The sequence below is a fragment of the Micromonospora sp. WMMD812 genome (genome assembly GCF_027497215.1).
Lineage (GTDB): Bacteria > Actinomycetota > Actinomycetes > Mycobacteriales > Micromonosporaceae > Micromonospora.
Genome location: NZ_CP114904.1, coordinates 4700754 through 4724791 on the forward strand (window position 1 = coordinate 4700754; position 24038 = coordinate 4724791).

Below are 24038 nucleotides of genomic sequence, written 5' to 3' on the forward strand. Positions count from 1 at the left end.
AGGAGAATCCCCAACCTGGTGATCCACCGTCACGCACCGTACCGGCGGGTAGGGGTGGGGTCAGCGGCCGATCCGGCGGCGAACCATGCCGACCACCTCGGTGATCTCGCCGATCCGCAGCGCCATGGCGAGGCCGAGGTAGGTCGCGCCGATCACCCCGCCGCCGATCACGAGCTGGACGAGCGCCTGCCCCCAACTCGGCGTGTCGTCGCCCGGCAGCAAGGCGACCACCACCAGGCCGACCAGCGCGGCGCCGAGCGCGGCGACCAGGACGCGGCCGAGTGTCCGCGTGATCGCGCCCAGCCCGATCCGGCCGATCCGGGGACGGAGCAGCCAGGCGGAGCCGATCGCCGCGGCCAGGTAGGAGATCGCGTTGCCGACCATCATCCCGGCCGCCGCGAAGTGCGCGGCGAACGCGGCGAAGAGCACGATCTGCACGCCGATGCGCAGCGCCACGACCGGGATGTTGATCAGCGCCGGGGTGCGGGTGTCCGGCAGCGCGTAGAAGGCGAACGTGAAGAGCTGGCTGATCGCGAACGGCACCAGCGCGAGCGCGGCGAGCAGGAGCACCAGCGAGGTGTCGGCGGCGTTGTCGTCGCTGAACGCGCCGTAGCGGAAGAGCACCACCGCCAGCGGGGTGGCCAGCACCGCGTAGCAGACGGCGATCGGGGCGAGCACCGCGGAGACCGTCCGGGTGCCCCGGGACAGGTCGGCGGCGAGGTCGGCGTACCGGCCGTCGGCCGCGGCGGCGCTCATCCGGGGCATCAGCGCGGTGATGATCGAGACGGCGATGATGCCGTGCGCCATCATCAGCAGCAGGAAGACGTTGTTGTAGATCAGCGCGCCGGCGTCCCCGTCACCCGCCCGGTTCAGCAGGTTGAAGAGGACGATCAGGCCGACCTGGCTGACCGCCACGTAGCAGAACATCCAGGCGCCCAGCCGGCCCAGCTCGCGCAGGCCGAGCGCGCGGAAGTCGAACCGGAACCGCCACCGGAAGCCGACCTTGCGCAGCGCCGGCAACAGGCCGGCGGCCTGGACCGCCACGCCGACCAGGGTGCCGCCGCCGATCAGCAGGATCCGCCCGGCGGTCATCTCGTCCGGCCGGACGATCTCCGCGCCGAAGATCGCGATGTAGAGGCCGGCGGTGGCGATCACCACGATGTTGTTCAGGATCGGCGCCCACATCGGGGCGGCGAAGTGCCCCCGGGTGTTGAGCACCGCGCTGATCAGTGCGCTGAGACCGGCGAAGAAGATCATCGGCAGCATCAGGTACGACAGGTTGGTGACCAGGTCCTGATAGTCCGTCCCGCGGTTGTCGCTGGTGTAGAGCTGGGTCAGCAGCGACGCGGCGACCACCGCGACCAGCGCGGCCGCGGCGAGGGTGACCACCGCGAGAGTGAGCAGCCGCTGGGCGTACGCCTGACCGCCGTCCGCGTCGGCCTTGCGCCGGCGCACCAGCACCGGGATCAGCACGCTGGTGAGGATGCCGCCCAGCAGGAACTCGTAGACCATCCCGGGCAGGATCTGCGCGGTCGTGTACGCGTCGCCGACCAGCGCGCCGCCCAGCGCGGCGGTCAGCGCGAGCGTGCGCAGGAAGCCGGTGCCCCGGCTGACCAGGCTGCCGATCGCCATCACCGCGCTGTTGGTGGCGGCGCTCGCCTCGCCGACCTGTTCCTGCGGCGGCGCCGCCGACTCGACGGACGGCTGGTTGAGCGGCTCGGCGGAGATGAAGGTGGCGCCGTCGGTGGGCGGCTGCCCGCCGCCGTAGCCGCCGGGGCCGCCCTGTGCGGCGTTCGCACTGCGGTAGAGCCCGCCGCTCATTTCCAGCCTCCCCGGGTACCTCGATCCGGGCCGCCCGCCCGCACGTCACAGACCTTAGTCAACCCTGGCCCGTTACCCGCGCCCGGCGGAGGAGATCCCGACCCGGCCCGATAGTCTGGCGATCCCATGTCCGAAGCCTCCGCATCTCATGCCGCCGACCGCCGCGACCTGACCGCCGCGCAGCGCAACGCCGTCGCCGAACTGCTCCGGGTCTCGCCGGTCGCCGACGAGCTGGGCCGCCGGTTCGCCCGGGCCGGCCACGAGTTGCACCTGGTGGGCGGTTCGGTGCGCGACGCCCTGCTCGGCCGGCTCGGCGAGGACCTCGACTTCTGCACCGACGCGCACCCCGACCAGACCCTGCGGATCATCAAGGGCTGGGCGGAGTCGATCTGGGAGACCGGCCGGGAGTTCGGCACCATCGGCCTCCAGCGGGACGGGTTGCGGCTGGAGATCACCACGTTCCGCGCCGAGGCGTACGACCAGGTCAGCCGCAACCCGGTGGTGGAGTACGGCACCAGCCTCACCGAGGATCTGAAGCGTCGCGACTTCACGATCAACGCGATGGCGGTGAGTCTGCCCGACCACCGGTTCACCGACCCGCACGGCGGGTTGGACGATCTCGCCGCCAAGGTGATCCGCACCCCGGCGACGCCCCACGAGTCGTTCCGGGACGATCCGCTGCGGATGCTCCGGGCCGCCCGGTTCTCCGCCCAGCTCCGCTTCGCGGTGCACCCCGACGTCCACGCCGCGATGACCAGCATGGCCACCGACCTGGACCGGATCACCGCCGAGCGGATCCGGGACGAGTTCACCAAGCTGCTCTGCGGCGCCGACCCGATCACCGGGCTCCGGCTGCTGGTCGACACCGGGCTGGCCGAGCGCTTCCTGCCTGAGCTGACCGGGCTCAAGCTGGAGATCGACGAGCACGCCCAGCACAAGGACGTCTACGAGCACACCCTCACCGTCGTCGGCAACGCGATGCGGTTCGAGGCGGAGGGGTGCGACTTCATCCTCCGGATGGCCGCGTTGATGCACGACGTGGGCAAGCCGGCGACCAAGGCGGTCGGGTCGGACGGTCGGGTCAGCTTCCACCACCACGAGGTGGTCGGCGCCCGGCTCACCAAGGCCCGGATGAAGGAGATGCGCTACCCGAAGGACGTCACCGCCAAGGTCACCGCGCTGGTCGCGCTGCACCTGCGCTTCTACGGGTACGGGCGGGGCGAGTGGACCGACGCCGCGGTGCGCCGGTACGTGGCCGACGCCGGTGACCTGCTGCCCCGGCTGCACAAGCTGACCCGGTCGGACTGCACGACCCGCAACCGGCGCAAGGCGGCCCAACTCGCCGCGGACTACGACGCGCTCGAGGAGCGGATCGCCCGGATCGCCGCCGAGGAGGACCTGGCCCGGGTCCGGCCCGACCTCGACGGCAACGCGATCATGGAGCTGCTCGGGGTGCCGCCGGGGCCGGTGGTGGGTCGGGCCTGGAAGTACCTCAAGGACCTGCGGCTGGAGCGCGGCCCGCTGGACCACGACGAGGCCCAGGCGGAGCTGCTCCGCTGGGCCCGCGCGGAGGGCGTTCTCGACTGAGGACCGACACGACGGGCGCCACCCCCGCACCGGGAGTGGCGCCCGTCGTCGTACGGTCAGCGGGTTTCGACGGCCGCGCCCTCGACGGACGGCTTGCCGTTCCCGGTGGCCGAGCCGAGCCGGGCGAGCAGCTTGGCCAGGTCGATCCCGGTGAGGTCGCTGCCGAGCTGGAGGCCCTGCGCCACGTTGCCGGCCACCGACTTCGTCAGCGACGACGCGCCGTCGGTGGAGATGACGGTCATCTTGTCGATCGCGCCGATGGGGGCGCTGGCCGCCTCCACCACCTGCGGTAGCACCTTGACCAGCAGATCGAGCACGGCCGCCTCGCCGTACGCGGCGAACGCCTCGGCCTTACGGGCCATCGCGTCGGCCTCGGCCTGGCCCCGGGCCAGGATCGCCGCGGCCTCGGCCTGGCCCTCCCGCTCGACGGCCTCGGCGATCGCGGAGCGGCGCCGCTGCTCCGCCTCACCCTCCTTGGCGCCCTCGATCGCGTTCGCCTCGGCGAGCGCCGCCCGGCGGGCCCGCTCGCCCTCACCGGTGAGCCGGGACTGCTCGGCGGCGGCCTGTGCCGCGGCGATGACCGACTGCCGCTGGGCGTCCGCGTTCAGCACCGCCGCGTTGCGGGCCGCCTCGGCCTCCTGCTCGACCTTGTACCGGGCCGCGTCCGCCGGCTTGCGGACCTCCGTGTCGAGTTGGCGCTGCTTCAGCTCGGCGTTGCGTTCCGCCACCTTCTGCTGTTCGGTGAGGATCGCCTGGTCCCGCTCCGCTTGCGCGAGCGGCCCGGCGGCCGCCGACTTCGCCTTCGCCGCGTCGATCTCCGCCTGGATCGCCGCCTGCTTGAGGGCCAGGTTGCGGTTCGCCTCGGCGATCGCCTCCTCGGCGAGCAGTCGCTCCTGCTCGGCCTGCTGCCGCGCGCGGGCCTCGGCGATCGCCGCGTCCTTGAGCACCCGCGCCGCCTCCGGGCGGCCGAGGTCCTGGAGGTACGAACCCTCGGCGAGGATGTCCTGGAGCTGGAAGGTGTCGAGCACCAGGCCCTGGTTCGTCATCGAGTGCTCGGCCTCCTCGGCCACCGCGCTCGCGAACGCCGCCCGGTCCCGGATCACCTCCTCGATGGTGAGCCGGCCGACGATCGAGCGCAGCGCGCCGGCCAGCACCTCCCGGGTGAAGTTGTCGATCTCGTCCTGCTGGTGCAGGAAGCGCTGGGCGGCCGCGCGGATCGCGTCCTCGGTGCCGCCGACCTTGACGATCGCGACGCCGTGCAGGTCGGCGCGGATGCCCTGCTTGCTGACCGCGCCGCGGATCCCGACGTCGATCCGGCGGCTGGACAGGTCGAGCGACTGGAGCTTCTGCACCACCGGCAGGACGAAGACCGAGGCGCCGAGCACGACCTTCTGGCCGGACATGTCGGTGGACCGGCTGCCGTCCGCGGTCTGGGTGGTCCGACCCTTGCGGCCGGTGACGATGAACGCCTCGTTCGGCCCGGCGACCTTGATCCGGGAGAGCACGAAGAGGACGAGGACCAGGACGAGGAGGACCGCGCCTCCGACGGCGATGAGAAGGGGCATGCAGGTGTCCTGTCTGCGAAGGGGGTGTCAGTAGGTCTCGACGTGCACGCTGGTGTCGCTGAGGGCCTGGACCACGAAGACCTGGGCGCCGACGGGGATGGCGCGGTCGGCGCGGGCGTTGAGCTTGACCGGGTGCCCGGCCAGCCGGACGCGGACCTCGCCGTAGCCGCCGACCGGCACCGGGGTCACCACCAGGCCGAGCGCGCCGACCAGGTCGTCCCGGGTCGGCGTGGGGTCGGTGCGCATGTTCCGCGCCGCGCGACTCAGCCGCGACGCGATCCAGGCGACGGGTATCGCGGCGACCGCGCCACCGGCCGCCGCCGCGGCGACCATCCCGGCGGTACGCCCGCCGAGCAGTTCGTTGACGATCGCGCCGCCGAAGCCGGACGCGCCGGCGAAGGCGGCCACGGTCTCGACGGACACCGGCCCGTCGACGTCGGCGCCGCCGAACTGGAGGAGCTCGGTGCCGAGCAGGGCGAGTGCCAGCACTCCGACACCCGCCCCGCCGACAATCAGGAAGAACAACGTCCCCGTGGCCACGTACCGAACGGTATCGACGGCCCGCAACGTGTCGGCGGGACACAAACTCAATCTAGCTGTTGACAAGATTCGACGGTGAGGGGAATCTTGACAGTGACAAGACGGAGGTGTCCCCATGTCCTCGGCAACCCTGACCACCGCCGGCATCCTGCTGATCACCGTGGTCGCCGTCGCGTACGGCGGTCTGACCCTGCTCACGCACCTCGCCCGGCGCAAGGCCGGCTACCTCGACAACCCGGTGCGTCGCGGTCTCTGGACGGCCGGCCACGCCCACGCCGGAGTGCTGGTGCTCTTCGCGCTGGTGGTACTCCCGTACGTGGACCAGGCCGGCGTGTCCGACGGCACGGCGACCCTGATCCGCTCGCTGTTCGTGGCGGCGCCGATCCTGATGCCGCTGGGGTTCTTTCTCTCGGTGGCGCGACCGCAGGACACCCGGCCCAACAGGCTCATCTGGCTGACCGTGGCCGGTGGCGCCTGCCTGGCCGCCGGCGCGCTCCTGCTCGGCGTCAACCTGCTCTGAAACCCGGCGCCCGGGTCCCCGGCGGCGAAGAATGTCGTCCGGCCGGGGACAATGGGTGGATGCGCTGGACCGTCATCGACTCGCCGATCGGCGAGTTCTCCGTGGCCGGCGACGGTGGCAGCGTCTGCGGCGCGCACTTCGGCCGGGTCGCGTCGGCGGTCGACGAGCCGGCCGACGCGCCGACCCGGCAGGCCGTCACGGAGCTGAGGGCCTACTTCGCCGGGCAGCTCACCGACTTCACCCTGCCGCTGTCGATCCCGCGAGGCTCCGAGTTCGAGCGCGCGGTGTGGCAGGTGATGACCGAGATCCCCTACGGGGAGACGCTCACCTACGGCGAGGTGGCCCGTCGGCTCGGCGATCCGGGCGCCGCCCGGGCGGTCGGGGTGGCGTGCAACCGCAACCCGATCCCGGTGATCGTGCCGTGCCACCGCATCGTCGGGGCCGGCGGAAAGCTGGTCGGCTTCGGTGGTGGGCTGGACCGCAAGGTGCGCCTGTTGGAGCTGGAGGCCCGGGTCGCCCTGCAACGCGCCTGGTCCTGACCGCGCCACCGGGGCGGGCCGGGCCGGAGACGTCGAGGGCCGGGTCCCGAAAGACCCGGCCCTCGACGATGCTGCTGGTCAGCGCGTCAGCGCTCGATCTCGCCAGCGATGAACGCCTCGACGGAGGCGTGGGCCTCGTGGTCGGCGTACTGCACCGGCGGGGACTTCATGAAGTAGGACGAGGCCGACAGGATCGGGCCGGCGATCTTCCGGTCCAGCGCGATCTTCGCGGCCCGCACCGCGTCGATGATGACGCCGGCCGAGTTCGGCGAGTCCCACACCTCGAGCTTCAGTTCGGCGTTGAGCGGGGTGTCACCGAAGGAGCGGCCCTCCAGGCGGATGTACGCCCACTTGCGGTCGTCCAGCCACGGCACGTGGTCCGACGGGCCGATGTGCACGTCGCTCTTGCTCATCTCGTGCGGGATCTGGGAGGTCACCGACTGGGTCTTCGAGATCTTCTTCGAGACCAGGCGGTTGCGCTCCAGCATGTTCATGAAGTCCATGTTGCCGCCGAAGTTGAGCTGGTACGTGCGCAGCAGCTCGACACCGCGGTCCTCGAAGAGCTTCGCCAGGGCGCGGTGCACGATCGTGGCGCCGACCTGGCTCTTGATGTCGTCACCGACGATCGGCAGGCCGGCGTCGGTGAACTTCTGGGCCCACTCCGGGTCGGAGGCGATGAAGACCGGCAGGGCGTTCACGAACGCGCAGCCGGCGTCGATCGCGGCCTGGGCGTAGAACTTGTCGGCCTGCTCGGAACCCACCGGCAGGTAGGAGACGACCACGTCGACCTGCGCGTCGCGCAGCGCCTGGGCCACGTCCACCGGCGCGACGTCCGACTCCTCGATGATCTCCCGGTAGTACTGGCCCAGGCCGTCGAAGGTCGGGCCGCGCTGCACGGTGACGCCGGTCGGCGGCACGTCGCAGAGCTTGATGGTGTTGTTCTCGCTGGCGACGATCGCCTCCGCGAGGTCCATGCCCACCTTCTTGGCGTCGACATCGAACGCCGCGACGAACTGCACGTCCGAGACGTGGTAGTCGCCGAAGGTGACGTGCATGAGACCCGGGACGCGATCGTTGGGGTCGGCGTTCCGGTAGTACTCAACGCCCTGCACGAGGGACGAGGCGCAGTTACCCACACCGACGATGGCGACGCGGACGGAGCCCATAGCGTCTGCCTCCTTCTTCTTCATCACGGCCGCTCTGTCCTGGACTCTCCAGGCGGGGGCGGGCTGGTGTCTTCTCGTCGGCCACCGGCCGTCCCGCTTCGCGGGACCGTCGGGGCCCGGCCGGAGCGCTCGTTGGCGATGAGCTCCTCCAGCCAGCGGACCTCGCGCTCACAGGCGTCCAAGCCGTGGCGCTGCAGTTCCAGGGTGTAAGCGTCGAGGCGCTCGGCCGCCCGGGCCAGCACGTCGCGAAGCCCTTCGCGACGCTCCTCGATCTTTCTGCGGCGACCCTCCAGAATGCGCAGTCGGGTCGCCTGGTCGGTCCGGGCGAAGAACGCGAAGTGCACGCCGAAGCCCGTGTCGTCATACGTCTCGGGCCCGGCCTGCGCGATCAGCTGGGCGAAGCGTTCCTTGCCCTCCGCCGTGATCTTGTAGACCACCCGACCGCGCCGGCTGGTCAGCGCGGGGACCTCCTCGGCGGTGGCGGGCGCCTCGGTGGCTTCGGCGATCCAGCCCACCGCCTGCAGCCGGCGCAGGGTCGGATAGAGCGAGCCGTAGCTGATCGCCGCCCGGATCGCGCCGAGCTTGGCAGCCAACTCCTTGCGCAGCTCGTAGCCGTGCATCGGAGACTCCTGCAACAGGCCGAGGATGGCGAGTTCCAGCACTGGCCACCCTTCCTTTACCCTGGATGCGGAGCGGTAACCGCCGCGATGTATCGGACCGATACATCGCACGCTAGCGGATCGCGGTGGCCAGGGCAAACCCCCAATCCGGGGTCCCCTCGTCACGGATCGTCACCATGGTCGCCTCGTCCCGCCGGACCGCGTACCCTTCTCCGCATGCGTACGCAGCGCCAGGTCGTCGACTACTCGCTCCAGAAGCGAGCGGTGCTGCGTGAACTCCTGGCCGGCCGGGTCGGCACGTACGACGTCTGCGACGCGTCGCCGTACCTGAAGAACGCTGCTCGGTTCCACGGCGAGCCGACCGACGAGCGTTGTCCGATCTGCCGGAGCGAGAATCTGACGCACGTCCACTACATTTACGGGGACGAACTCAAGCAGTCCGCCGGCCAGGCCCGGACATTGGCCGAGTTGCCCATGCTGGCGATGACACTGCGTGAGTTCCAGGTCTTCGTGGTGGAGGTGTGCCTCGGCTGTGACTGGAACCATCTCGTCGAGCAGTACCTGCTCGGCAGGGACGGGCTGGCCGGGGGCACCGAGATCGGGCCGGAGCAGGGCGCGGGGGGCGGCGACGCCTCGTCCGCCGACGCCGGTCCGGTACGGCGGAGGCGAGAGGCGCAACGGTGATCCCAGTCCGACCGGCCGGCCGCGGTGCCGCGCAGGACCGCTGGGACAAGCGACGGTTGGTTGGTCTGATAAGCCCGATTGATTCGGAATCAACGCGACGCGTGCGGCACGCTGGTGCCGCGATGACGCGTGAAACAGCTCACGGCAACCCGGTGGCGGCGCAGCTGCGCCCCACCGCGACCGGCAGGGTGTGAGGAATGAACTCGTACGGCGATCCCAGTTCGCGTGGGCGGGCCCAGATCCCGAACCCGAGCGGTGAACCCGGACGGGGGGCGGACGACGCGTACCGCCGGCCCGCGGGCGACGCGCGCGGTGACGGCTGGTCGGCTCAGGACGGCTCGGCCTCCGCCGGACGCGCCTCGGTGGCGCCGCGCGGCTCCGCCTCGGGCGGACGGGCCTCGGTCGCGCCGCGCAGCGGCGGCGCCTCGGGCGCGGCGGCGGTCGGTGGGGCCTCGGTCGGCCGCGGCGGGCGCGCCTCGGTGCCCGTCTCCCCGGCGCCCGGCGGTCCGGTCGGGCGGGCGGGCGCGGGCCGCGCCTCGGTGCCGGTCTCCCCGGCGGCTCCCGCCGGCCGGGCCTCGGTCGGCGCGGCGTCGGTCGGTGCGGCCTCGGCCGGCCGGGCGAGCGTCGGCTCGGCGTCCGTCGGTGGCCTCGCGGGCCGGGCGTCGGTCGCCCGGGCGAGTGTCCCGGGTGGACCCGGTGGACCCGGTGGACCCGGTGGGCCGGGCCGTGGCGGCCGTGGCGCCGGCGACCCGGGCGGAGCGGCCCGGGCGCGCAAGCGCAAGCGGATGAACATGATCATCGCCGGCTTCGCGGTCTTCATCATGCTCGCCGGCATCGGCGTGGTCGGCTTCACGTACTACTCGACCAACGTCGTGCTGCCCGACGAGATCACCCCGCCGCAGGCGACCACCCTCTACGCCTTCGACAACAAGACGATCATCGCGAAGGTGGGCCAGGAGAACCGCACCCTGGTCACGATCGACAAGATCCCGCAGTTCGTGCAGGACGCGGTCGCGGCGGCCGAGGACCGGAACTTCTACCGGCACTCCGGTGTGGACTACAAGGGCATCGTCCGGGCCGCCTGGAACAACCTGAGTGGCGGCGACAAGCAGGGTGCCTCGACGATCACGCAGCAGTACGCGCGCAACGCGTACGACAACCTGAAGGACGACACGTACGCCCGGAAGGTGAAGGAGGCGATCCTCGCCTCCAAGCTGAACGACGAGTACACCAAGCCGGAGATCATGCAGCACTACCTCAACGTGATCTACTTCGGCCGGGGCGCCTACGGCATCCAGGCCGCGGCGCAGACCTACTTCGGCAAGGACATCGACAAGGTCAACCCGGCCGAGGGCGCGGTGCTGGCGGCCCTGATCAAGCAGCCGGAGCCGAGCGCGACCCACAAGGGCTACGACCCGGCGATCAACCCGACCGATGCCAAGGGCCGGTGGGACTACGTCATCGGCGGCATGATCCAGGAGGGGTGGCTGAACGCCGCCGGCAAGCCGGCAGCGCCGACCGAGTACCCGAGCAAGACGCTGAAGGCCCCGAAGAAGGGCGGCATCGGCATCGACTACGGCGTGAACACGCCGTACGGCAACGTGATCAACTACGTCCGGGAGGAGATGAAGGAGAAGGGGATCTGCGTCGACAGCGACGCCGAGGTCACCGACACCAAGCCGCTCTGCTCCCAGGCGCTGATGTCCGGCGGATTCCGGATCCGGACCACGATCGACACGAAGGTCCAGAAGGCGGCTCTCGACGCCGCTCAGCGCAAGACGAAGGAGTCGGAGCTCGACGGCCAGCCGAGCAACCTGATGGCCGCGGTGGTCTCGATCGACCCCAAGAACGGCCGGGTGCTCGCCTACTACGGCGGTGACACCGGCGTCGGCACCGACTACGCCGGCAAGAACACCGACTCCGCCGGAAACGTGTCCGGCGGTCACTCGCCCGGCTCCAGCTTCAAGATCTACACGCTGGCCGCGGCGCTCAAGGCGGGCAAGTCCCTCGAGTCGCGCTGGAAGGGCAAGGCCTTCACGCCGAAGGGCACCAAGTTCAAGGTCAGCAACGCCGGCACCGACAACCCGCCCTGCGGCAACTCCTGCACCCTGGAGCTGTCGACGCTGAAGTCGTACAACGTGCCCTTCTACTACGTCACCGAGGAGATCGGCCCGGACAAGGTCATCGACATGGCCAAGTCGGCCGGTGTCACCACGATGTGGCGGACCGACACCAACCCGGCGAAGCCGTACGACCTGACCAACACCGACCCGAAGGAGATCGCGCCCTCGCCCTTCTTCCACGTGGTCGGCTACGGCCAGTACCCGATCACGGTGCTGGACCACGCCAACGGCGTCGCCACCTTCGCCAACGAGGGCGTCTACAACAAGGCGCACTTCCTCTACTCGGTCGAGAAGCAGAACGACGTCACCGGTAAGTGGGAGAAGGTCGGCGGCGAGAAGCTCAAGCCGGAGCGGCGGATCGAGAAGGACGTCGTAGCCGACGTGACCGCGGTCCTGGAGAAGTACCCCGGCCAGGTCAACCACCGGCTCGACGACGGCCGCAAGGCGGCGTCCAAGACCGGTACCTGGGAGCAGAAGGAGAACAGCCCGGAGAACGGCGACGCCTGGATGATCGGCTACACGCCGCAGCTCGCCACCGCTGTCTGGGTCGGCAACGTCAAGGAGCGGAAGCCGCTCAAGACGAAGGACGGCACCCGGATCAGCGGCGGCAACCTGCCGGGTGAGATCTGGGAGCGGTTCATGGACCAGGCGCTCAAGGGCAAGGAGAAGGTGGACTTCCTGCCTCCGTCGAAGATCGGCGACCCGAACTCCGGCAACGGCGAGGCGCCGCCGCCGGCGTCCCCGCCGCCGTGCGCCGACCCGTTCGGTGTGCTCTGCCCGCCCAACGGCGGCGGCAACCCGGGCGGCGGCAACCCCGGTGGTGGCAACCCCGGTGGCGGGATCGACCCGTTCACCCCGCGGCCCGGTGGCAACGGCAATGGTGGTAACGGCGGTGGCCTGCTACCCGGCATCAGACCGGAGACCACCACAGAACCGCGATGAGGTTCTGACACGTGCTGACGCCGCCGGCGGCCGGACCCTCGTCCGGCCGCCGGCGGCGTCTTGCGTACCGGCAAGTCCGGACCGGGACAGGACGCGGACCCGGAACGTACGGCAGGATGCCTCTTCATGAGCACCCAGTCGACGTCCGGCCTCGACGATGCCAGCACGACCGACCACCCGTCCCGCTCCGACGGCTTCGTCCGGGGCGTCTCCGGGATGATCGGCGGCCCGTTGGGCGACCACGCCGTGGCGCTCGACCGGCCGGCGGGGCGCGAACGCCGCTTCTGGACGGCGGCCCGGATCGTGCTGGCGCTGGCCTGCCTGACCCTCGCCCTGCACTGGGTGCAGAAGTCCCCCTGCCAGGACGGCGCGTGGCAGAACAACGTGCAGTACACCCGGTTCTGCTACACCGACGTGCTCGCCCTCTACTACGCGGAGGGGCTCAACGAGGGCAAGGTTCCCTACCGCGACCATGCCGTCGAGTACCCGGTGCTGACCGGCTACTTCATGGGCGCGCTGGGCCTGCCCGTGCACGCGCTCGGCGCCGGCGACCCCGGCATCAACCAGGGCCAGTGGTTCTACAACCTCAACGCGCTGGTGCTCGGCGCGCTCGCGGTGGCCACCGTCGCGGTGATCCTCGCGCTGCGCCGCCGACGACCCTGGGACGCCGCGCTCTTCGCGTTGGCGCCCGCGCTGGTGCTCACCGCCACCGTCAACTGGGACCTCCTCGCCGTCGGGCTGGCCGCGTTCGGCCTGTTGGCCTGGGCGCGGAGACGGCCCGTGGTGGCCGGCGTGCTGCTCGGGCTCGCCGGAGCGGCGAAGCTCTGGCCGCTCTTCCTGCTCGGTCCGATCCTGGTGCTCGCGCTCCGTGCGAATCGGCTTCGCGCCGCTCTCACCGCCGTGGCCGCCGCCGTGGTGGCGGTGGTCGCGGTGAACCTCCCCGCCGCAGTGCCGTACTGGGAGAACTGGGACCGGTTCTTCGAGCTGAACAGCAAGCGCGACATCGACTGGGGTACCCTCTGGTACATCGGCCGCTACCTGGACGGCAAGGTCGGCAACCCCACGGAGCTCGGCCCGTTCGAGTGGCTGAACGCCAACACCCCCACGCTCAACGCGCTGACGTACGCCCTCTTTGGTCTGGCCTGCTTCGGCGTGGCCATGCTGGCGTTGCTGGCCCCACGCCGCCCTCGGCTGGCCCAGCTCGGCTTCCTGGTGGTCGCCGCGTTCCTGATCTTCAGCAAGGTGTGGTCCCAGCAGTTCGTGCTCTGGCTGCTGCCGCTCGCCGTGCTCGCCCGGCCACGGTGGGGCGCCTTCCTGGCGTGGCAGGCGGCCGAGGTCTGCTACTTCGCGGCCTTCTACGGCGAGCTGCTCGGCGCGGCGACCGCCAAGCCGGTGTTCCCCGAGGGCGTCTTCGTGCTCGCCGCCACGCTGCGGCTGGTCACCGTGGCGGTTCTCTGCGGGCTGATCGTGCGCGACATCCTGCACCCGGAACGCGACCCGGTCCGGGCCACCTACCCGGACGACCCGGACGGCGGTGTGCTCGACGGCGCGCCGGACGCGGATTGGCTCCCCCGGCGGCGGCAGCCGACGCTACCCGCCGAGCCGCTACCGGCTACCGGTTGAGCCCGGCCCGCCCGCTGGCTGGGTCGGCAGTGACGTCGGCAGGCCGCTCGGCAGTGAGGTCGGTAGGCCGCTCGGCAGTGACGTCGGCAGGCCAGTCGGCAGATCGGTCGGGAGACCGGGTTGGCCGCTCTGGGTCGGCTGCGGCCGGGGAACCGCCGACGCATCGCCGGCGAAGAGGCGGTAGACCACCGCGTCGCCGATCTCCTCCCGGGTGATGCCGAGCGAGTCCACCGGCATGTCGACGGTGAACTCCCAGGGCGTTCCGGCGAGTTGGTCGCGCAGCAGCACCACGTTCCGCACGCCCAGCGTCCGCAGGTATTCGACGCTGGTCTGGTCGGGGAACGTCTGGGTGACCCGACGGGCCTCGTCCAGCTGCCGCGGAGTGAAGCCGCTGCCGCCGTTCACCACGTCCTGGAAGTGCGTGGTGGACCAGAGCATCACGTGCTGGTCGAGGCTCTGGTTGCTGGGCAGGACCAGCATCGGGCCGTCCACCAACCGCATCGCGGCCGGTTGGGCCGGCACCACCGGGTGCGGCGTGGTGTTCAACCCCTCGACCGTGACCAGGAGCAACGGCAGCAGGGTGGCCAGCCGCAGCCAGGGGCCCGGCCAGGACGGGATCCGCTGTGCGGCGAGTTCGCGTACCCGGTCGGTGAGGGCGGTGACCGCGCCGGCGGCCAGCAGGCCGAGCAGCAGGGTGACCCAGAGCATCAGCCGGCCGGGGGTGCGCAGGCCGTTCCAGCCGGGGAGGTGCTCGAACAGCGGGACGTAGGTGAAGGTGCCGCCGAAGAACCGGGTGCCCATCGCGAGCACCATGGCCACCAGCACACCCGCGAGCAGCAGCGCCCGCTGCCGCAGCTTCCAGACCGAGAAGAAGAGGCCGCCGGCGGCCAGGGCGTAGAGCACGAACCCGGGCAGCAGGGTCATCTCGGGGTGCCAGGGCAGGGCGGCCCGGGCGCCCTCGTGCAACCCGCCCCAGATGCGCGACTCGGCCGGCGCGGTGACGAAGCCGGACGCGGGCGGCGAGAAGATGGCGATGTCGCCGACGGTGCGCTCGGCGTACGGGTGCAGCTCCGTCACGTTGAAGTAGGGGATCGCCATGAGCAGGCCGACGCCGGCGAAGAGCACCCCACCGACCAGGTTGGCCGTCACCAGCCGGTTGCCGAAGGGCCGGCGCTCCGGCCAGAACCAGGTCTGGCGGACGAACCAGGTGACGGCGGCGACGAACACGGTGCCGCCGAGGAAGTACGCGAACGGCAGGCCGACGCCGAAGCCGAGGCTCAGCTGCCAGGCCGCCACGAACCAGCCGGCGTAGACCCAGCCGTCGTGCCGGCGCTCCGGCCGGTAGCCGTGTCGCAACGACCAGCCGTGCCCGCGGGCCAGCATGGCCAGGGCTAGCGGGATCCCGCCGTTGGAAAGCACGTGCAGGTGCCCGGCCTGGGCCAGCAGCCACGGCGCGTACGCGTAGCTCACCCCGGCCACGGCGGCGCCCATCCGGCCCGAGCCGAGCTGCCGGGCCAGCGCGTACGCCCCGAACGTGGCGAGCGCGTGTGCCAGCACGAACATGATGTTGTAGCGCAGGATGGCGGCCTCGGGGCCGCTGCCGATCATGCCGGCGGGGGCGTAGCCGAGCAGGGTGTCGGAGAACGCGAAGCTCCACGCCTCCGGGAAGAACGTGTTGGACTGCCACAGCTGGGCGGGGTTGGCCAGCAGGATGTGCCCCGACCAGGCCATCTGCCAGGCCTGCAGACTCGGATCCCAGTGGTCCTGCGGGAGCGTGTAGCGCGGGTAGCGCAGCGTCGGCCAGGTCATCAGCACCGCGAGGGCCAGCGAGCCCAGCGCCGCCAGCGTCCACTCGTGGATCAGGACGCGACCGACCGCCCGGGCCGCCCGACGAGGGCGGCTCGGCACCAGCTCCGGCGCGGGCCCGAACGCGGCCCACGGGTCCGACTTCGCCTTGCCGTCGGCGGCGTCACCGGTCGTCTCCCCACCGGCCTTCCCGGCGGTGTCCGTGCTGGCCGTCTCGGCGGTGTCCGTGCGGTTCGGCACGGCGGTGTCCGCGCGGTTCTGCACGGCGGTATCCGTGCGGTTCTGCACGGCGGTGTCCGCGCCGGCCTTCCCGGCCGGGTCCGCGGGGTTGTTCTCGGCGGTGTCCGCGCTGGTCGCCCCGGCGGTGTCCGCGCCGGTTTTTGTCGGGGCGATCGCGTCGGTGGTCCTCCCCGACGTGTTCGTCTCGCCCGGCGTCCCTGTGGTGGTCACGTCTGTCGGCCCTCCGGAGGCGCCCGCGTCGGCGGTCGCGTCGGGGACGTCGCCGGACCCGGCGCCGACGGCCGGGCGGGCCGCCGAGGTGGCGGCACCGGCGGGGGTGGTCACGCGTTCGTGGCTGTCGTCGGCGGGCGCGGGCAGCGTGCCGCCGGTCTCGGACCGTCCGTTGGTCATGCGGTCGGCCGCTCCGCGCCGAGCTGCTCGCGGAGGAACGCGATGTCGTCCGCCTGGCCTGTCACGCCTCCCGGTGTCTCGACGACCACCGGTGCGCCCGCGGCCCGGATCACCGCCACCACCAGGTCCGGGTCGATGGTCCCGCCGCCGAGGTTGTCATGCCGGTCCTGACCGGAGTTGAAGTCGCCCTTGGAGTTGTTGGCGTGCACCAGGTCGATACGGCCGGTGATCGCCTTGACCCGGTCGACCAGACCGAGCAGCTCCTCGCCGCCGGCGTGGGCGTGGCAGGTGTCCAGGCAGAAGCCGACCTCGAACTCACCTACGGCGTCCCAGAGCCGGGCCAGCGCGTCCAGCCGCCGGGCGCAGGCGTTCTCGCCGCCGGCGGTGTTCTCGATCAGGACCGGCACGCCGAACCCGCCCGAGTCGGCCGCGTACGCGAAGGTCTTCCGCCAGTTGTCGAAGCCGATCGCCAGGTCGTCGCCCGCGTTGACGTGACCACCGTGGACGATCAGCCCCTTCGCCCCCACGTCGGCGGCCGCGCCGGCGTGCCCCAGGAGCAGCTTGCGGCTGGGGATCCGGATCCGGTTGTTGAGGGTCGCCACGTTGATGACGTACGGCGCGTGCACATAGAGGTCGACCTCGGCGGCGCGCAGGCGCTCCGCGTCCTCCCGGGGCTTGGGGGCCTTCCACCCCTGCGGGTCGGAGAGGAAGAACTGCACGGTGTCGGCGGCTCGGGAGGCCGCCTCCGCCAGCGGGTCGGTCGAATCGACGTGGGCTCCGATACGCATGCAGGCGAGCCTACGTCGGACGCCCGGCGAGCGGGGTAACGGCGGGTGAGGAGTCGCCGCGCACTCTCGTCACCCGCCCGCCCGACGCTCGTTGATGAGGTGGAGTGGAAGGCCAGCTCCCCGGCGCTCCGGGCGACGTCCGCCGAGCGCCGGTCGGGACGGCCAGCCACCCGGCAGCGGGGCCACCCTCGCCGTGCGGCCCGGCGCGGCGAGGGCCGTTCCGGACGAGGCGGAAATGGTCCCGTGGAGATTCTCGGAATTTTGTGCCATTTCCCCCGACAAGTGACGAGAGCCGTTGTATCGTCAGGTAACAACACGATAAAGCTCCGCGGGGCGTCTTCGGTCCAACCTCATCGGTGTGGTCGTTCCTCCCCAGGTCCCACCCAAGGAATGCGGACGGGACGCCCCGCGGCCCCGTGGACGGGGGTCCGCTGCCGGCCGGATGGTCGGCGCGGGCCCCCGTCACCGCGTCCCGGTGCCGGCCGCGTGGCCACCCGGGGCATGATCGTCCGGGCCGGGTATCCTGGTCCGGTTGTCCGCGCCCGGCCGGGTCCCCCCGGTCCCGGAGCGGCCACGACGCACGACCTCCTGCCACGGAAGGACCGTGGCCGCTTAGCCCACAGGAGGTGAGCACGTCTTGCGTCATTACGAAATCATGGTGATCCTCGACCCCAGCCTCGAGGAGCGCACCGTCGCCCCGTCGCTCGACACGTACCTGAACGTGATTCGGACCGCGGGTGGCTCGGTCGAGAAGACCGACGTGTGGGGCCGCCGGCGCCTCGCGTACGAGATCAACAAGAAGGCCGAGGGCATCTACGCCGTCATCGACCTCCAGGCGACGCCTGGTGCGGTGGCCGAGCTGGACCGTCAGCTCCGACTCAACGAGTCGGTGCTGCGCACCAAGGTCATTCGCCCGGAGATGCGCTAAGCATTCACCCCGGCCCGCCCGGATCAGCCTCATCGACGCTGTCGTACGGCTCTGGGAGCCTGTATGGCAGACGATGAGTGCGCGAGGAGATGGTCATGGCAGGAGACACCACCATCACGGTCATCGGCAACCTGACCGATGACCCCGAGTTGCGGTTCACCCCTAACGGTGCCGCGGTCGCCAAGTTCCGAGTCGCCTCGACTCCGCGGTTCATGGACCGCGCGTCGGGCGAGTGGAAGGACGGCGAGCCGCTGTTCCTCGCGTGCACCGTCTGGCGTCAGGCCGCCGAACACGTCGCCGAGTCGCTCCAGCGGGGCGCCCGGGTGATCGTGTCGGGTCGGCTGCGGCAGCGGTCCTACGAGACCCGTGAGGGCGAGAAGCGCACCGTCATCGAGCTCGAGGTCGACGAGATCGGCCCGTCGCTGCGCTACGCCACGGCGAAGGTGCAGAAGATGTCCCGCTCCGGCGGTAGCGGCGGCGGCTTCGGTGGCGGTGGCGGTGGTGGCCAGCAGGGCGGCGGAGGAAACTTCGACGACCCCTGGGCCTCGGCCGCGCCCACCCCCTCGCGCACCGGTTCGGGCGGCGGAAACTTCGACGAGGAGCCCCCGTTCTAATGGCGCCGAGCGCCCGCGATCGCAAACCAGGAGCAAGAGCAATGGCCAAGGCTGCGGCACTTCGCAAGCCGAAGAAGAAGGTGAACCCGCTCGACAAGGACGGGATCACCTACATCGATTACAAGGACACCGCGCTGCTGCGCAAGTTCATCTCCGACCGCGGCAAGATCCGCGCTCGGCGGGTGACCGGCGTCACCTCGCAGCAGCAGCGGCAGATCGCCCGTGCGGTCAAGAACGCCCGCGAGATGGCGCTCCTGCCGTACACGGCCACCACCCGCTGAGAGGAGGCACCGATATGAAGATCATCCTGACTCAGGAGGTGACCGGCCTCGGTGCCCCCGGCGACATCGTCGAGGTGAAGGACGGCTACGGCCGTAACTACCTGCTGCCGCAGGGCTTCGCGATCGCCTGGACCAAGGGTGCGGAGAAGCAGGTCACCCTGATCAAGCGGGCCCGTTCGGCCCGGGAGATCCGTGACCTCGGCCACGCCAACGAGGTCAAGGGCCAGCTCGAGGGTCTGAAGGTCAACCTGAAGGCCCGCGCCGGCGACGGCGGTCGGCTCTTCGGCTCGGTCACCCCGACCGAGATCGTCGACGCCGTCAAGGCCGCCGGCGGTCCGGTCCTCGACCGCCGCCGGCTGGAGCTGCCCGGTCACATCAAGTCGACCGGCGCCTACCCGGTGCGGATCAAGCTGCACCCCGAGGTGACGGCCTCGTTCAACCTGAACGTCGTCGCCTCCTGACCCACCCGGCACCACACCAGGGCCCGCACCGAGCGATCGGTGCGGGCCCTGGTCGTCTCGGTTCGCGGATCAGCCGATCGGCTGCCCGGTCACCACACTGATCACCACGGTCGACAGGCCACCACCCACGACCGCCGAGGCGAGCGCGATCGTGGTGGCACGCCACGTCGTCCCGACCCGCCGCAACAGCGCCGCGACCACCAGGCTGCTGACCAGCGCCAGACCGAACCGGGGCGCCGCGGCGACGAGAGAGCCGAGCGCGTGTGCCCGGGGCGAATCGCAGCCGCCGCCGCTGATGTCGGTGACGCAGCCCTCCGGCGCCCGGGAGTCGAGCGTCAGCAGCCACACGAAGATCAGCAGGGCGGGGAGCAGGTAGCAGGCGGCCGTGTACAGCAGCGACCGGAACGGCCCGCCCGGATCGGGATCGAGAAGGTCGTCCTCCAGACGCCGCGGCCAGCCGCCCGTGCCCACCGCCTCGATCCGCCGCCGCACCGATGCGACGCCGGACCCACGGGGGGCACCGACCGGCTCGGCCCGCCGACGGCTCGGCCCGTAGGCCCCGGGCGCGCTGCGCGGCCGCGGCGCGGTGTACGTGACCACCGGCGAGCGAGGCGCCGACGTCGGCGGATCCATCCACCGGGGGTCGTCACCCGCCAGCCGCGTGCCCGACCAGAATCCGTCGTCCTGCCCGGACCAGGACCAGCCCTCCGGCTCAGCGGCCGGCCCGGAGCGCGGTGGCTCCGTCCGGTCCCAGCGGCCCGGGTCGGTGTAGCGGTCGAACTGACCGGTGCTGTCCGGCTGCTCCCAGCGACCGCCGGCCTCCGGCTGGCCCCACTGCCCCGTGGTGTCCCACCGATCGGTGGTGTCCCACCGGCCCGTACCGGCGGCCGGCGGCCAGGCGTGCACACCCGAGGCGTCCCACGGGTCGACCGGCGGCTGATAAGTCGGCTCCGGATCCTCGGTGCGCCGGGCCGCTCCGCCCCACGGATCGGCCGGCGGGCGGGACCAAGAGTCCTCGGCCTCGGCCGCGCGCCGCCGTCGCCGCCCGGGCGGGTCCGGGTCGCGTCGCGGGAAAGGGTCCGGATCCCTTCGCGACGCCGGGTCCGCCGTCGACGGCGACTCGTCCCCACCGGACCAGGTCACCTGAGGGCGGCCGGTGGGCGCCCGGCGGGGACGACGCTCCGCGAACGACCCGGAGACCGGTTCGTCCTTCGCGGACTCGGCTCGCCGGCTCCCCACGTACCCCTGGTCCTGCGGGCGGTCGGACGTCCACTCCCGAGTGTGGTCCGACTCCGGGCCCGCGCCGATCGCCGGCAGCTCCCGCCAACTGGTCTCGCGGACCCCACGCCAACTGCTGGTGGTCTCGGTGGTGCGCCAATCGGCGCGGGAACCCGGCCGGGACGACTCGTCATCGTCGTCGTCATCGGGCGCGGCGTGCCGCCCACCACCGTCGGCGCGGCGGACACCGGACTCCACCGCCCAGCGCGGCAGGTACTCGTCGACCGGCTCCTCCGGCGCCCGCTCGATCGCTCGGCGAGGACTCGGCGTGCGGTAGCGCGCGGCCGACCGGGACGGGTCGACCGAGGAAATGTCGGACTCGTCCCACGTGGCGATCGGCTCGCGCTCGCGCGGGCTGCCCTCCCCGCGTCCCCAGTCCCGGTAACTCACGGCCGGAGCGTGACCCTTCTCAACCGATGGCGCAATCCGCTGTCCAGGTGTAGCCGTTCGCTGGAGATAGTACGGGACGAACGACTGCCAGGCCCGACCGAAAACTTCCCCTCCACAGGGTGGGGATCACGTCGTTCCAGGTCAGCGGATTTTGGCGGGGAATTCCCCAGCGGTTGTCCACAGCCTGTGCACACGCTGCGCACATGCTCGTGCACCGGCGTCCACAGGTTGTCCCGAGGCTCGTCCACCGGTGTTGTTGAGTCGCTGAACTCGGCTTCCGTATGGTTGGCCCCCGACCACCCGCGCGATGACCCCCCGATCGACCGGTCCGGTCGGCAGAAAGTGTCACACCTGGGCGGTAGAGCTCGTACCAGGATCCGACGCAGTGGAGGGGGACCCGTGTCGGTCACCGACGACAGGCGGGCGGAGCCACGCGGCGGCGCGCAGCCCCCCGCGCCCGCGCAGCGGGACGGCCAGTTCGACAAGACCCCGCCCCAGGACGTGGCAGCCGAGCAGTGCGTCCTCGGCGGCATGCTGCTCTCCAAGGACGCCATCGCCGACGTCGTAGAGATCCTCAAGACCAACGACTTCTACCGGCCGGTGCACGCCACCATCTTCGACACGATCCTGGAGATCTACGGTCGCGGCGAGCCCGCCGACCCGATCACTGTGGCGGCCGCCTTGACCGACTCGGGCGACCTCGCCCGCATCGGTGGCGCGCCCTACCTGCACACGTTGATCGCCAGCGTTCCGACCGCCGCGAACGCCGCCTACTACGCCCGGATCGTCAGCGAACGGGCGGTCCTGCGCCGGCTCGTCGAGGCCGGCACGAAGATCGTGCAGCTGGGCTACGGCACCGCCAACGGCGGCAGCCGCGACGTGGACGACATCGTCGATCTCGCCCAGCAGGCTGTCTACGACGTCACCGAGCGCCGCGTCAGCGAGGACTTCGCCGTCCTGGCCGACATGCTCCAGCCCACCCTGGACGAGATCGAGGCCGTGGGTGCCCAGGGCGGGGTGATGACCGGCGTGCCCACCGGCTTCACCGATCTGGACCGGCTGCTCAACGGCCTCCACCCGGGCCAGTTGATTATCGTGGCAGGCCGGCCTGGTTTGGGAAAATCTACGGCAAGTATGGATTTTGCCCGGAACGCTGCCATTCGCGCCAACCAGGCGGCGGCGATCTTCTCGCTGGAAATGAGCAAGGTCGAGATCGTCATGCGACTGCTCTCGGCCGAGGCCCGGGTGCCCCTGCACGTGCTGCGCAGCGGCCAGCTCTCCGACGACGACTGGACCAAGCTGGCCCGCTGCATGGGCGAGATCAGCGAGGCGCCGCTCTTCGTCGACGACACGCCGAGCATGAACCTCATGGAGATCCGGGCCAAGGCGCGCCGGCTCAAGCAGCGGCACGACCTCAAGATGATCGTGGTCGACTACCTCCAGCTGATGACCTCGCCCAAGCGCACCGAGAGCCGGCAGCAGGAGGTCGCGGACCTGTCGCGGGGTCTCAAGCTGCTCGCCAAGGAGGTCGAGTGCCCGGTGATCGCGGTCAGTCAGCTGAATCGTGGCCCCGAACAGCGCACCGACAAGCGCCCGCAGCTGTCCGATCTGCGGGAATCTGGGTCAATTGAGCAGGATGCGGACGTCGTCATCCTGCTGCACCGCGACGACTACTACGACAAGGAGTCGCCCCGGGCCGGCGAGGCGGACTTCATCGTCGCCAAGCACCGAAATGGGCCGACCGACACGGTGACCGTCGCCGCGCAGCTGCACCTGTCCCGCTTCGTCGACATGGCCATCGTCTGATCCGCACCCGTCGGCCGGGGTCGGACGCGACGGCCGGCGGAGTCCGCACGCCAGTCAGCCGAGCAGCGGGAACCAGCCGGCGACCTCGCCCAGTTCCAGCCGGTCCCGGTCGCTGAGCGGGACGCGTCCGGCCGCCTTCAGCAGGAACTCGTGGTCGTCCCAGGCCACCGGCCGGACGGCCTCGTCGCTCAGCAGGCCGTCCATGGTGGTCACCGCGACCCCGCTGGCAAGCGGGCCGGGCAGTGGCGCCGCGGGCAGGTCGAGCACCAGGTCGAGGTGGTGGACGACCGCCTCGGTGGTGAGGGTGGCAAGGAAGTCCGCCACCCGGAGCACGTGGCCCTGGGTGGCCACGTGCTCGGTCGGGTCGGCCGCGGCGGCGGCGCGGACGGCGGCGGATGCGGTGTCCGACCAGTAGCGGACCAGGCCGGAGGGTCGGTCGAAGGCGGCTGCCGACCGGCGTACCCATCGGGCGTGCCGGGCGCCGAGGTCGTCACCGCCGGTGGAGGCTGCCTGCCAGTAGCTGACGTCGTCGACGTCGGCCGGGCCGGCGGCCGGGCTGGCCAGCGTCACCAGCGCCCGTTGCGCGTCGCAGAGCAGGTGGAACAGCAGGTCGTCGACGAGCCAGCCCCGGCACCGGGTCGGCCGTTGCAGCTCGTCGTCGTCGAGGTCGGCGACCACCTCGGTGATCCCCTGGTACGCCTGGGCCAGCGCCTCGTGCTGCGGGATGGGCGTCATGGCGTGCAGCTTCGCACGGACCGCCGCGCCGATCACGGCAAGCGCCGTGGGCGCCGCCGCGACCTCCGGGCGCGCACGGCAAGCGCGGCGGGCACCGCCGCGACCACCGGTAGCAGCACGGATCCGACGCGACGACGGGACGGCCGGCCCGGGCGGGTGCCGGGCCGGCCGTCGGGGCTGTCGTGACGGACTCAGCCGAACATCTCGTCGAGGAAGCTCTTGTGCTTCTTCCGCCGGTAGTGGCCGTGGTAGCCGTGGTGCTGCTGGCCGTGGCCGTAGGCGGGGGCGGGAGCGGGCGGGTAGCCGTGCGCCGGCGGGGGCGGCGGAGGCGGGGGCACCGCCCCGTAGCCGGGCTGGTGCGGCGCGGGAGCCGGCGGCGGGTAGCCGCCCGGCTGGTGAGCGGGCTGGGCAGCGGGGCCGGACGCCTGCTGGCGGTTCCAGTTCGCCTCCGCCTCGAACAGCTTCTCCAGCTCGCCGCGGTCGAGGAAGATCCCCCGGCACTCGCCGCACTGGTCGATGACGACACCGCTGCGCTCGTACTGGCGCATTTCTCCGTGGCACTTGGGACAGGTGAGGCTCATCACCCGACGG

21 protein-coding genes are annotated in these 24038 nt (G+C 71.5%); 11 read left to right on the plus strand and 10 right to left on the minus strand.

Features of this window, described 5'->3' with window-relative positions:
* Positions 1-60 precede the first annotated feature (60 nt).
* Positions 61-1821 (minus strand): murein biosynthesis integral membrane protein MurJ, encoded by a 1761-nt coding sequence (gene murJ / locus O7603_RS21675; protein WP_281571632.1) that lies wholly within the window; start codon positions 1819-1821, stop codon positions 61-63.
* Positions 1822-1947: 126 nt separating this feature from the next.
* On the opposite strand from murJ, the gene O7603_RS21680 reads away from it, so the two are divergent.
* Positions 1948-3408, plus strand: a complete 1461-nt coding sequence (locus O7603_RS21680) for a CCA tRNA nucleotidyltransferase (protein ID WP_281571633.1) — start codon at positions 1948-1950, stop codon at positions 3406-3408.
* A gap of 56 nt (positions 3409-3464) precedes the next feature.
* Here the strand turns inward: O7603_RS21680 and O7603_RS21685 are convergent, their stop codons facing one another.
* Entirely contained in the window at positions 3465-4973 is a 1509-nt protein-coding gene (locus tag O7603_RS21685) for an SPFH domain-containing protein (RefSeq protein ID WP_281571634.1), read from the minus strand.
* A gap of 27 nt (positions 4974-5000) precedes the next feature.
* Entirely contained in the window at positions 5001-5513 is a 513-nt protein-coding gene (locus O7603_RS21690) for a hypothetical protein (protein WP_281571635.1), read from the minus strand.
* Positions 5514-5628: 115 nt separating this feature from the next.
* On the opposite strand from O7603_RS21690, the gene O7603_RS21695 reads away from it, so the two are divergent.
* Together O7603_RS21695 and O7603_RS21700 are read left to right on the plus strand one after the other, a co-directional pair.
* Positions 5629-6033, plus strand: coding sequence for a hypothetical protein (locus O7603_RS21695; protein WP_281571636.1), 405 nt, complete (start codon positions 5629-5631; stop codon positions 6031-6033).
* 59 nt (positions 6034-6092) lie between these two features.
* Positions 6093-6572, plus strand: a complete 480-nt coding sequence (locus tag O7603_RS21700) for a methylated-DNA--[protein]-cysteine S-methyltransferase (RefSeq protein ID WP_281571637.1) — start codon at positions 6093-6095, stop codon at positions 6570-6572.
* A gap of 86 nt (positions 6573-6658) precedes the next feature.
* Here the strand turns inward: O7603_RS21700 and O7603_RS21705 are convergent, their stop codons facing one another.
* Together O7603_RS21705 and O7603_RS21710 are read right to left on the minus strand one after the other, a co-directional pair.
* On the minus strand, positions 6659-7738 hold the full coding sequence (locus O7603_RS21705) for an inositol-3-phosphate synthase (RefSeq protein WP_281571638.1): 1080 nt from the start codon (positions 7736-7738) through the stop codon (positions 6659-6661).
* A gap of 23 nt (positions 7739-7761) precedes the next feature.
* Complete coding sequence (locus O7603_RS21710; protein WP_281571639.1) at positions 7762-8400, minus strand: PadR family transcriptional regulator; 639 nt, start codon at positions 8398-8400, stop codon at positions 7762-7764.
* A gap of 174 nt (positions 8401-8574) precedes the next feature.
* Here O7603_RS21710 and O7603_RS21715 point away from each other — a divergent pair, with 174 nt between their 5' ends.
* The 3 genes from O7603_RS21715 (at position 8575) to O7603_RS21725 (ending at position 13730) form a co-directional block, all read left to right on the plus strand.
* Positions 8575-9042, plus strand: coding sequence for a DUF5318 domain-containing protein (locus tag O7603_RS21715; protein WP_281571640.1), 468 nt, complete (start codon positions 8575-8577; stop codon positions 9040-9042).
* Positions 9043-9239: 197 nt separating this feature from the next.
* Complete coding sequence (locus O7603_RS21720; RefSeq protein ID WP_281571641.1) at positions 9240-12107, plus strand: transglycosylase domain-containing protein; 2868 nt, start codon at positions 9240-9242, stop codon at positions 12105-12107.
* Between the two features lie 126 nt (positions 12108-12233).
* Positions 12234-13730 (plus strand): glycosyltransferase 87 family protein, encoded by a 1497-nt coding sequence (locus tag O7603_RS21725; RefSeq protein WP_281571642.1) that lies wholly within the window; start codon positions 12234-12236, stop codon positions 13728-13730.
* Here O7603_RS21725 and O7603_RS21730 read toward each other — a convergent pair.
* Together O7603_RS21730 and O7603_RS21735 are read right to left on the minus strand one after the other, a co-directional pair.
* Positions 13713-16166, minus strand: coding sequence for a hypothetical protein (locus O7603_RS21730; RefSeq protein WP_281571643.1), 2454 nt, complete (start codon positions 16164-16166; stop codon positions 13713-13715). The two genes, O7603_RS21725 and O7603_RS21730, sit on opposite strands and share 18 nt — an antisense overlap.
* Positions 16163-16954 carry a deoxyribonuclease IV gene (locus tag O7603_RS21735; RefSeq protein ID WP_281571644.1) on the minus strand — a complete coding sequence of 264 codons (792 nt, stop codon included), beginning with the start codon at positions 16952-16954 and terminating at the stop codon, positions 16163-16165. Before O7603_RS21735 ends, O7603_RS21730 begins: the two co-directional genes overlap by 4 nt.
* A 637-nt stretch (positions 16955-17591) precedes the next feature.
* Here O7603_RS21735 and rpsF point away from each other — a divergent pair.
* The 4 genes from rpsF to rplI all read left to right on the plus strand — a co-directional run bounded on the left by rpsF (position 17592) and on the right by rplI (position 19238).
* Positions 17592-17882, plus strand: a complete 291-nt coding sequence (gene rpsF / locus O7603_RS21740; protein WP_281571645.1) for a 30S ribosomal protein S6 — start codon at positions 17592-17594, stop codon at positions 17880-17882.
* A 77-nt stretch (positions 17883-17959) separates the two neighbouring features.
* Positions 17960-18496 (plus strand): single-stranded DNA-binding protein, encoded by a 537-nt coding sequence (locus O7603_RS21745; protein ID WP_281571646.1) that lies wholly within the window; start codon positions 17960-17962, stop codon positions 18494-18496.
* A 41-nt stretch (positions 18497-18537) separates the two neighbouring features.
* Entirely contained in the window at positions 18538-18777 is a 240-nt protein-coding gene (gene rpsR, locus O7603_RS21750; protein ID WP_013289355.1) for a 30S ribosomal protein S18, read from the plus strand.
* A gap of 14 nt (positions 18778-18791) precedes the next feature.
* Complete coding sequence (gene rplI / locus O7603_RS21755) at positions 18792-19238, plus strand: 50S ribosomal protein L9 (RefSeq protein WP_281571647.1); 447 nt, start codon at positions 18792-18794, stop codon at positions 19236-19238.
* A 69-nt stretch (positions 19239-19307) separates the two neighbouring features.
* Here the strand turns inward: rplI and O7603_RS21760 are convergent, their stop codons facing one another.
* Positions 19308-20906, minus strand: coding sequence for a hypothetical protein (locus tag O7603_RS21760; protein ID WP_281571648.1), 1599 nt, complete (start codon positions 20904-20906; stop codon positions 19308-19310).
* Between the two features lie 399 nt (positions 20907-21305).
* On the opposite strand from O7603_RS21760, the gene dnaB reads away from it, so the two are divergent.
* Positions 21306-22712, plus strand: a complete 1407-nt coding sequence (gene dnaB / locus O7603_RS21765; protein WP_281571649.1) for a replicative DNA helicase — start codon at positions 21306-21308, stop codon at positions 22710-22712.
* 54 nt (positions 22713-22766) lie between these two features.
* Here dnaB and O7603_RS21770 read toward each other — a convergent pair whose 3' ends face one another.
* Positions 22767-23447, minus strand: coding sequence for a maleylpyruvate isomerase N-terminal domain-containing protein (locus O7603_RS21770; RefSeq protein WP_281571650.1), 681 nt, complete (start codon positions 23445-23447; stop codon positions 22767-22769).
* A 191-nt stretch (positions 23448-23638) separates the two neighbouring features.
* On the minus strand, positions 23639-24031 hold the full coding sequence (locus tag O7603_RS21775) for a zf-TFIIB domain-containing protein (protein ID WP_281571651.1): 393 nt from the start codon (positions 24029-24031) through the stop codon (positions 23639-23641).
* Between the last annotated feature and the right edge of the window lie 7 nt (positions 24032-24038).

Coding starts and splice junctions, on each gene's coding strand:
- O7603_RS21735 (WP_281571644.1), bottom strand. CDS start 16,954: ATGCGTATCGGAGCCCACGTCGATTCGACCGACCCGCTGGCGGAGGCG.
- rpsR (WP_013289355.1), top strand. CDS start 18,538: ATGGCCAAGGCTGCGGCACTTCGCAAGCCGAAGAAGAAGGTGAACCCG.
- O7603_RS21725 (WP_281571642.1), top strand. CDS start 12,234: ATGAGCACCCAGTCGACGTCCGGCCTCGACGATGCCAGCACGACCGAC.
- O7603_RS21720 (WP_281571641.1), top strand. CDS start 9,240: ATGAACTCGTACGGCGATCCCAGTTCGCGTGGGCGGGCCCAGATCCCG.
- O7603_RS21715 (WP_281571640.1), top strand. CDS start 8,575: ATGCGTACGCAGCGCCAGGTCGTCGACTACTCGCTCCAGAAGCGAGCG.
- O7603_RS21705 (WP_281571638.1), bottom strand. CDS start 7,738: ATGGGCTCCGTCCGCGTCGCCATCGTCGGTGTGGGTAACTGCGCCTCG.
- O7603_RS21700 (WP_281571637.1), top strand. CDS start 6,093: ATGCGCTGGACCGTCATCGACTCGCCGATCGGCGAGTTCTCCGTGGCC.
- O7603_RS21770 (WP_281571650.1), bottom strand. CDS start 23,447: ATGACGCCCATCCCGCAGCACGAGGCGCTGGCCCAGGCGTACCAGGGG.
- O7603_RS21680 (WP_281571633.1), top strand. CDS start 1,948: ATGTCCGAAGCCTCCGCATCTCATGCCGCCGACCGCCGCGACCTGACC.
- O7603_RS21685 (WP_281571634.1), bottom strand. CDS start 4,973: ATGCCCCTTCTCATCGCCGTCGGAGGCGCGGTCCTCCTCGTCCTGGTC.
- O7603_RS21730 (WP_281571643.1), bottom strand. CDS start 16,166: ATGACCAACGGACGGTCCGAGACCGGCGGCACGCTGCCCGCGCCCGCC.
- O7603_RS21695 (WP_281571636.1), top strand. CDS start 5,629: ATGTCCTCGGCAACCCTGACCACCGCCGGCATCCTGCTGATCACCGTG.
- murJ (WP_281571632.1), bottom strand. CDS start 1,821: ATGAGCGGCGGGCTCTACCGCAGTGCGAACGCCGCACAGGGCGGCCCC.
- rplI (WP_281571647.1), top strand. CDS start 18,792: ATGAAGATCATCCTGACTCAGGAGGTGACCGGCCTCGGTGCCCCCGGC.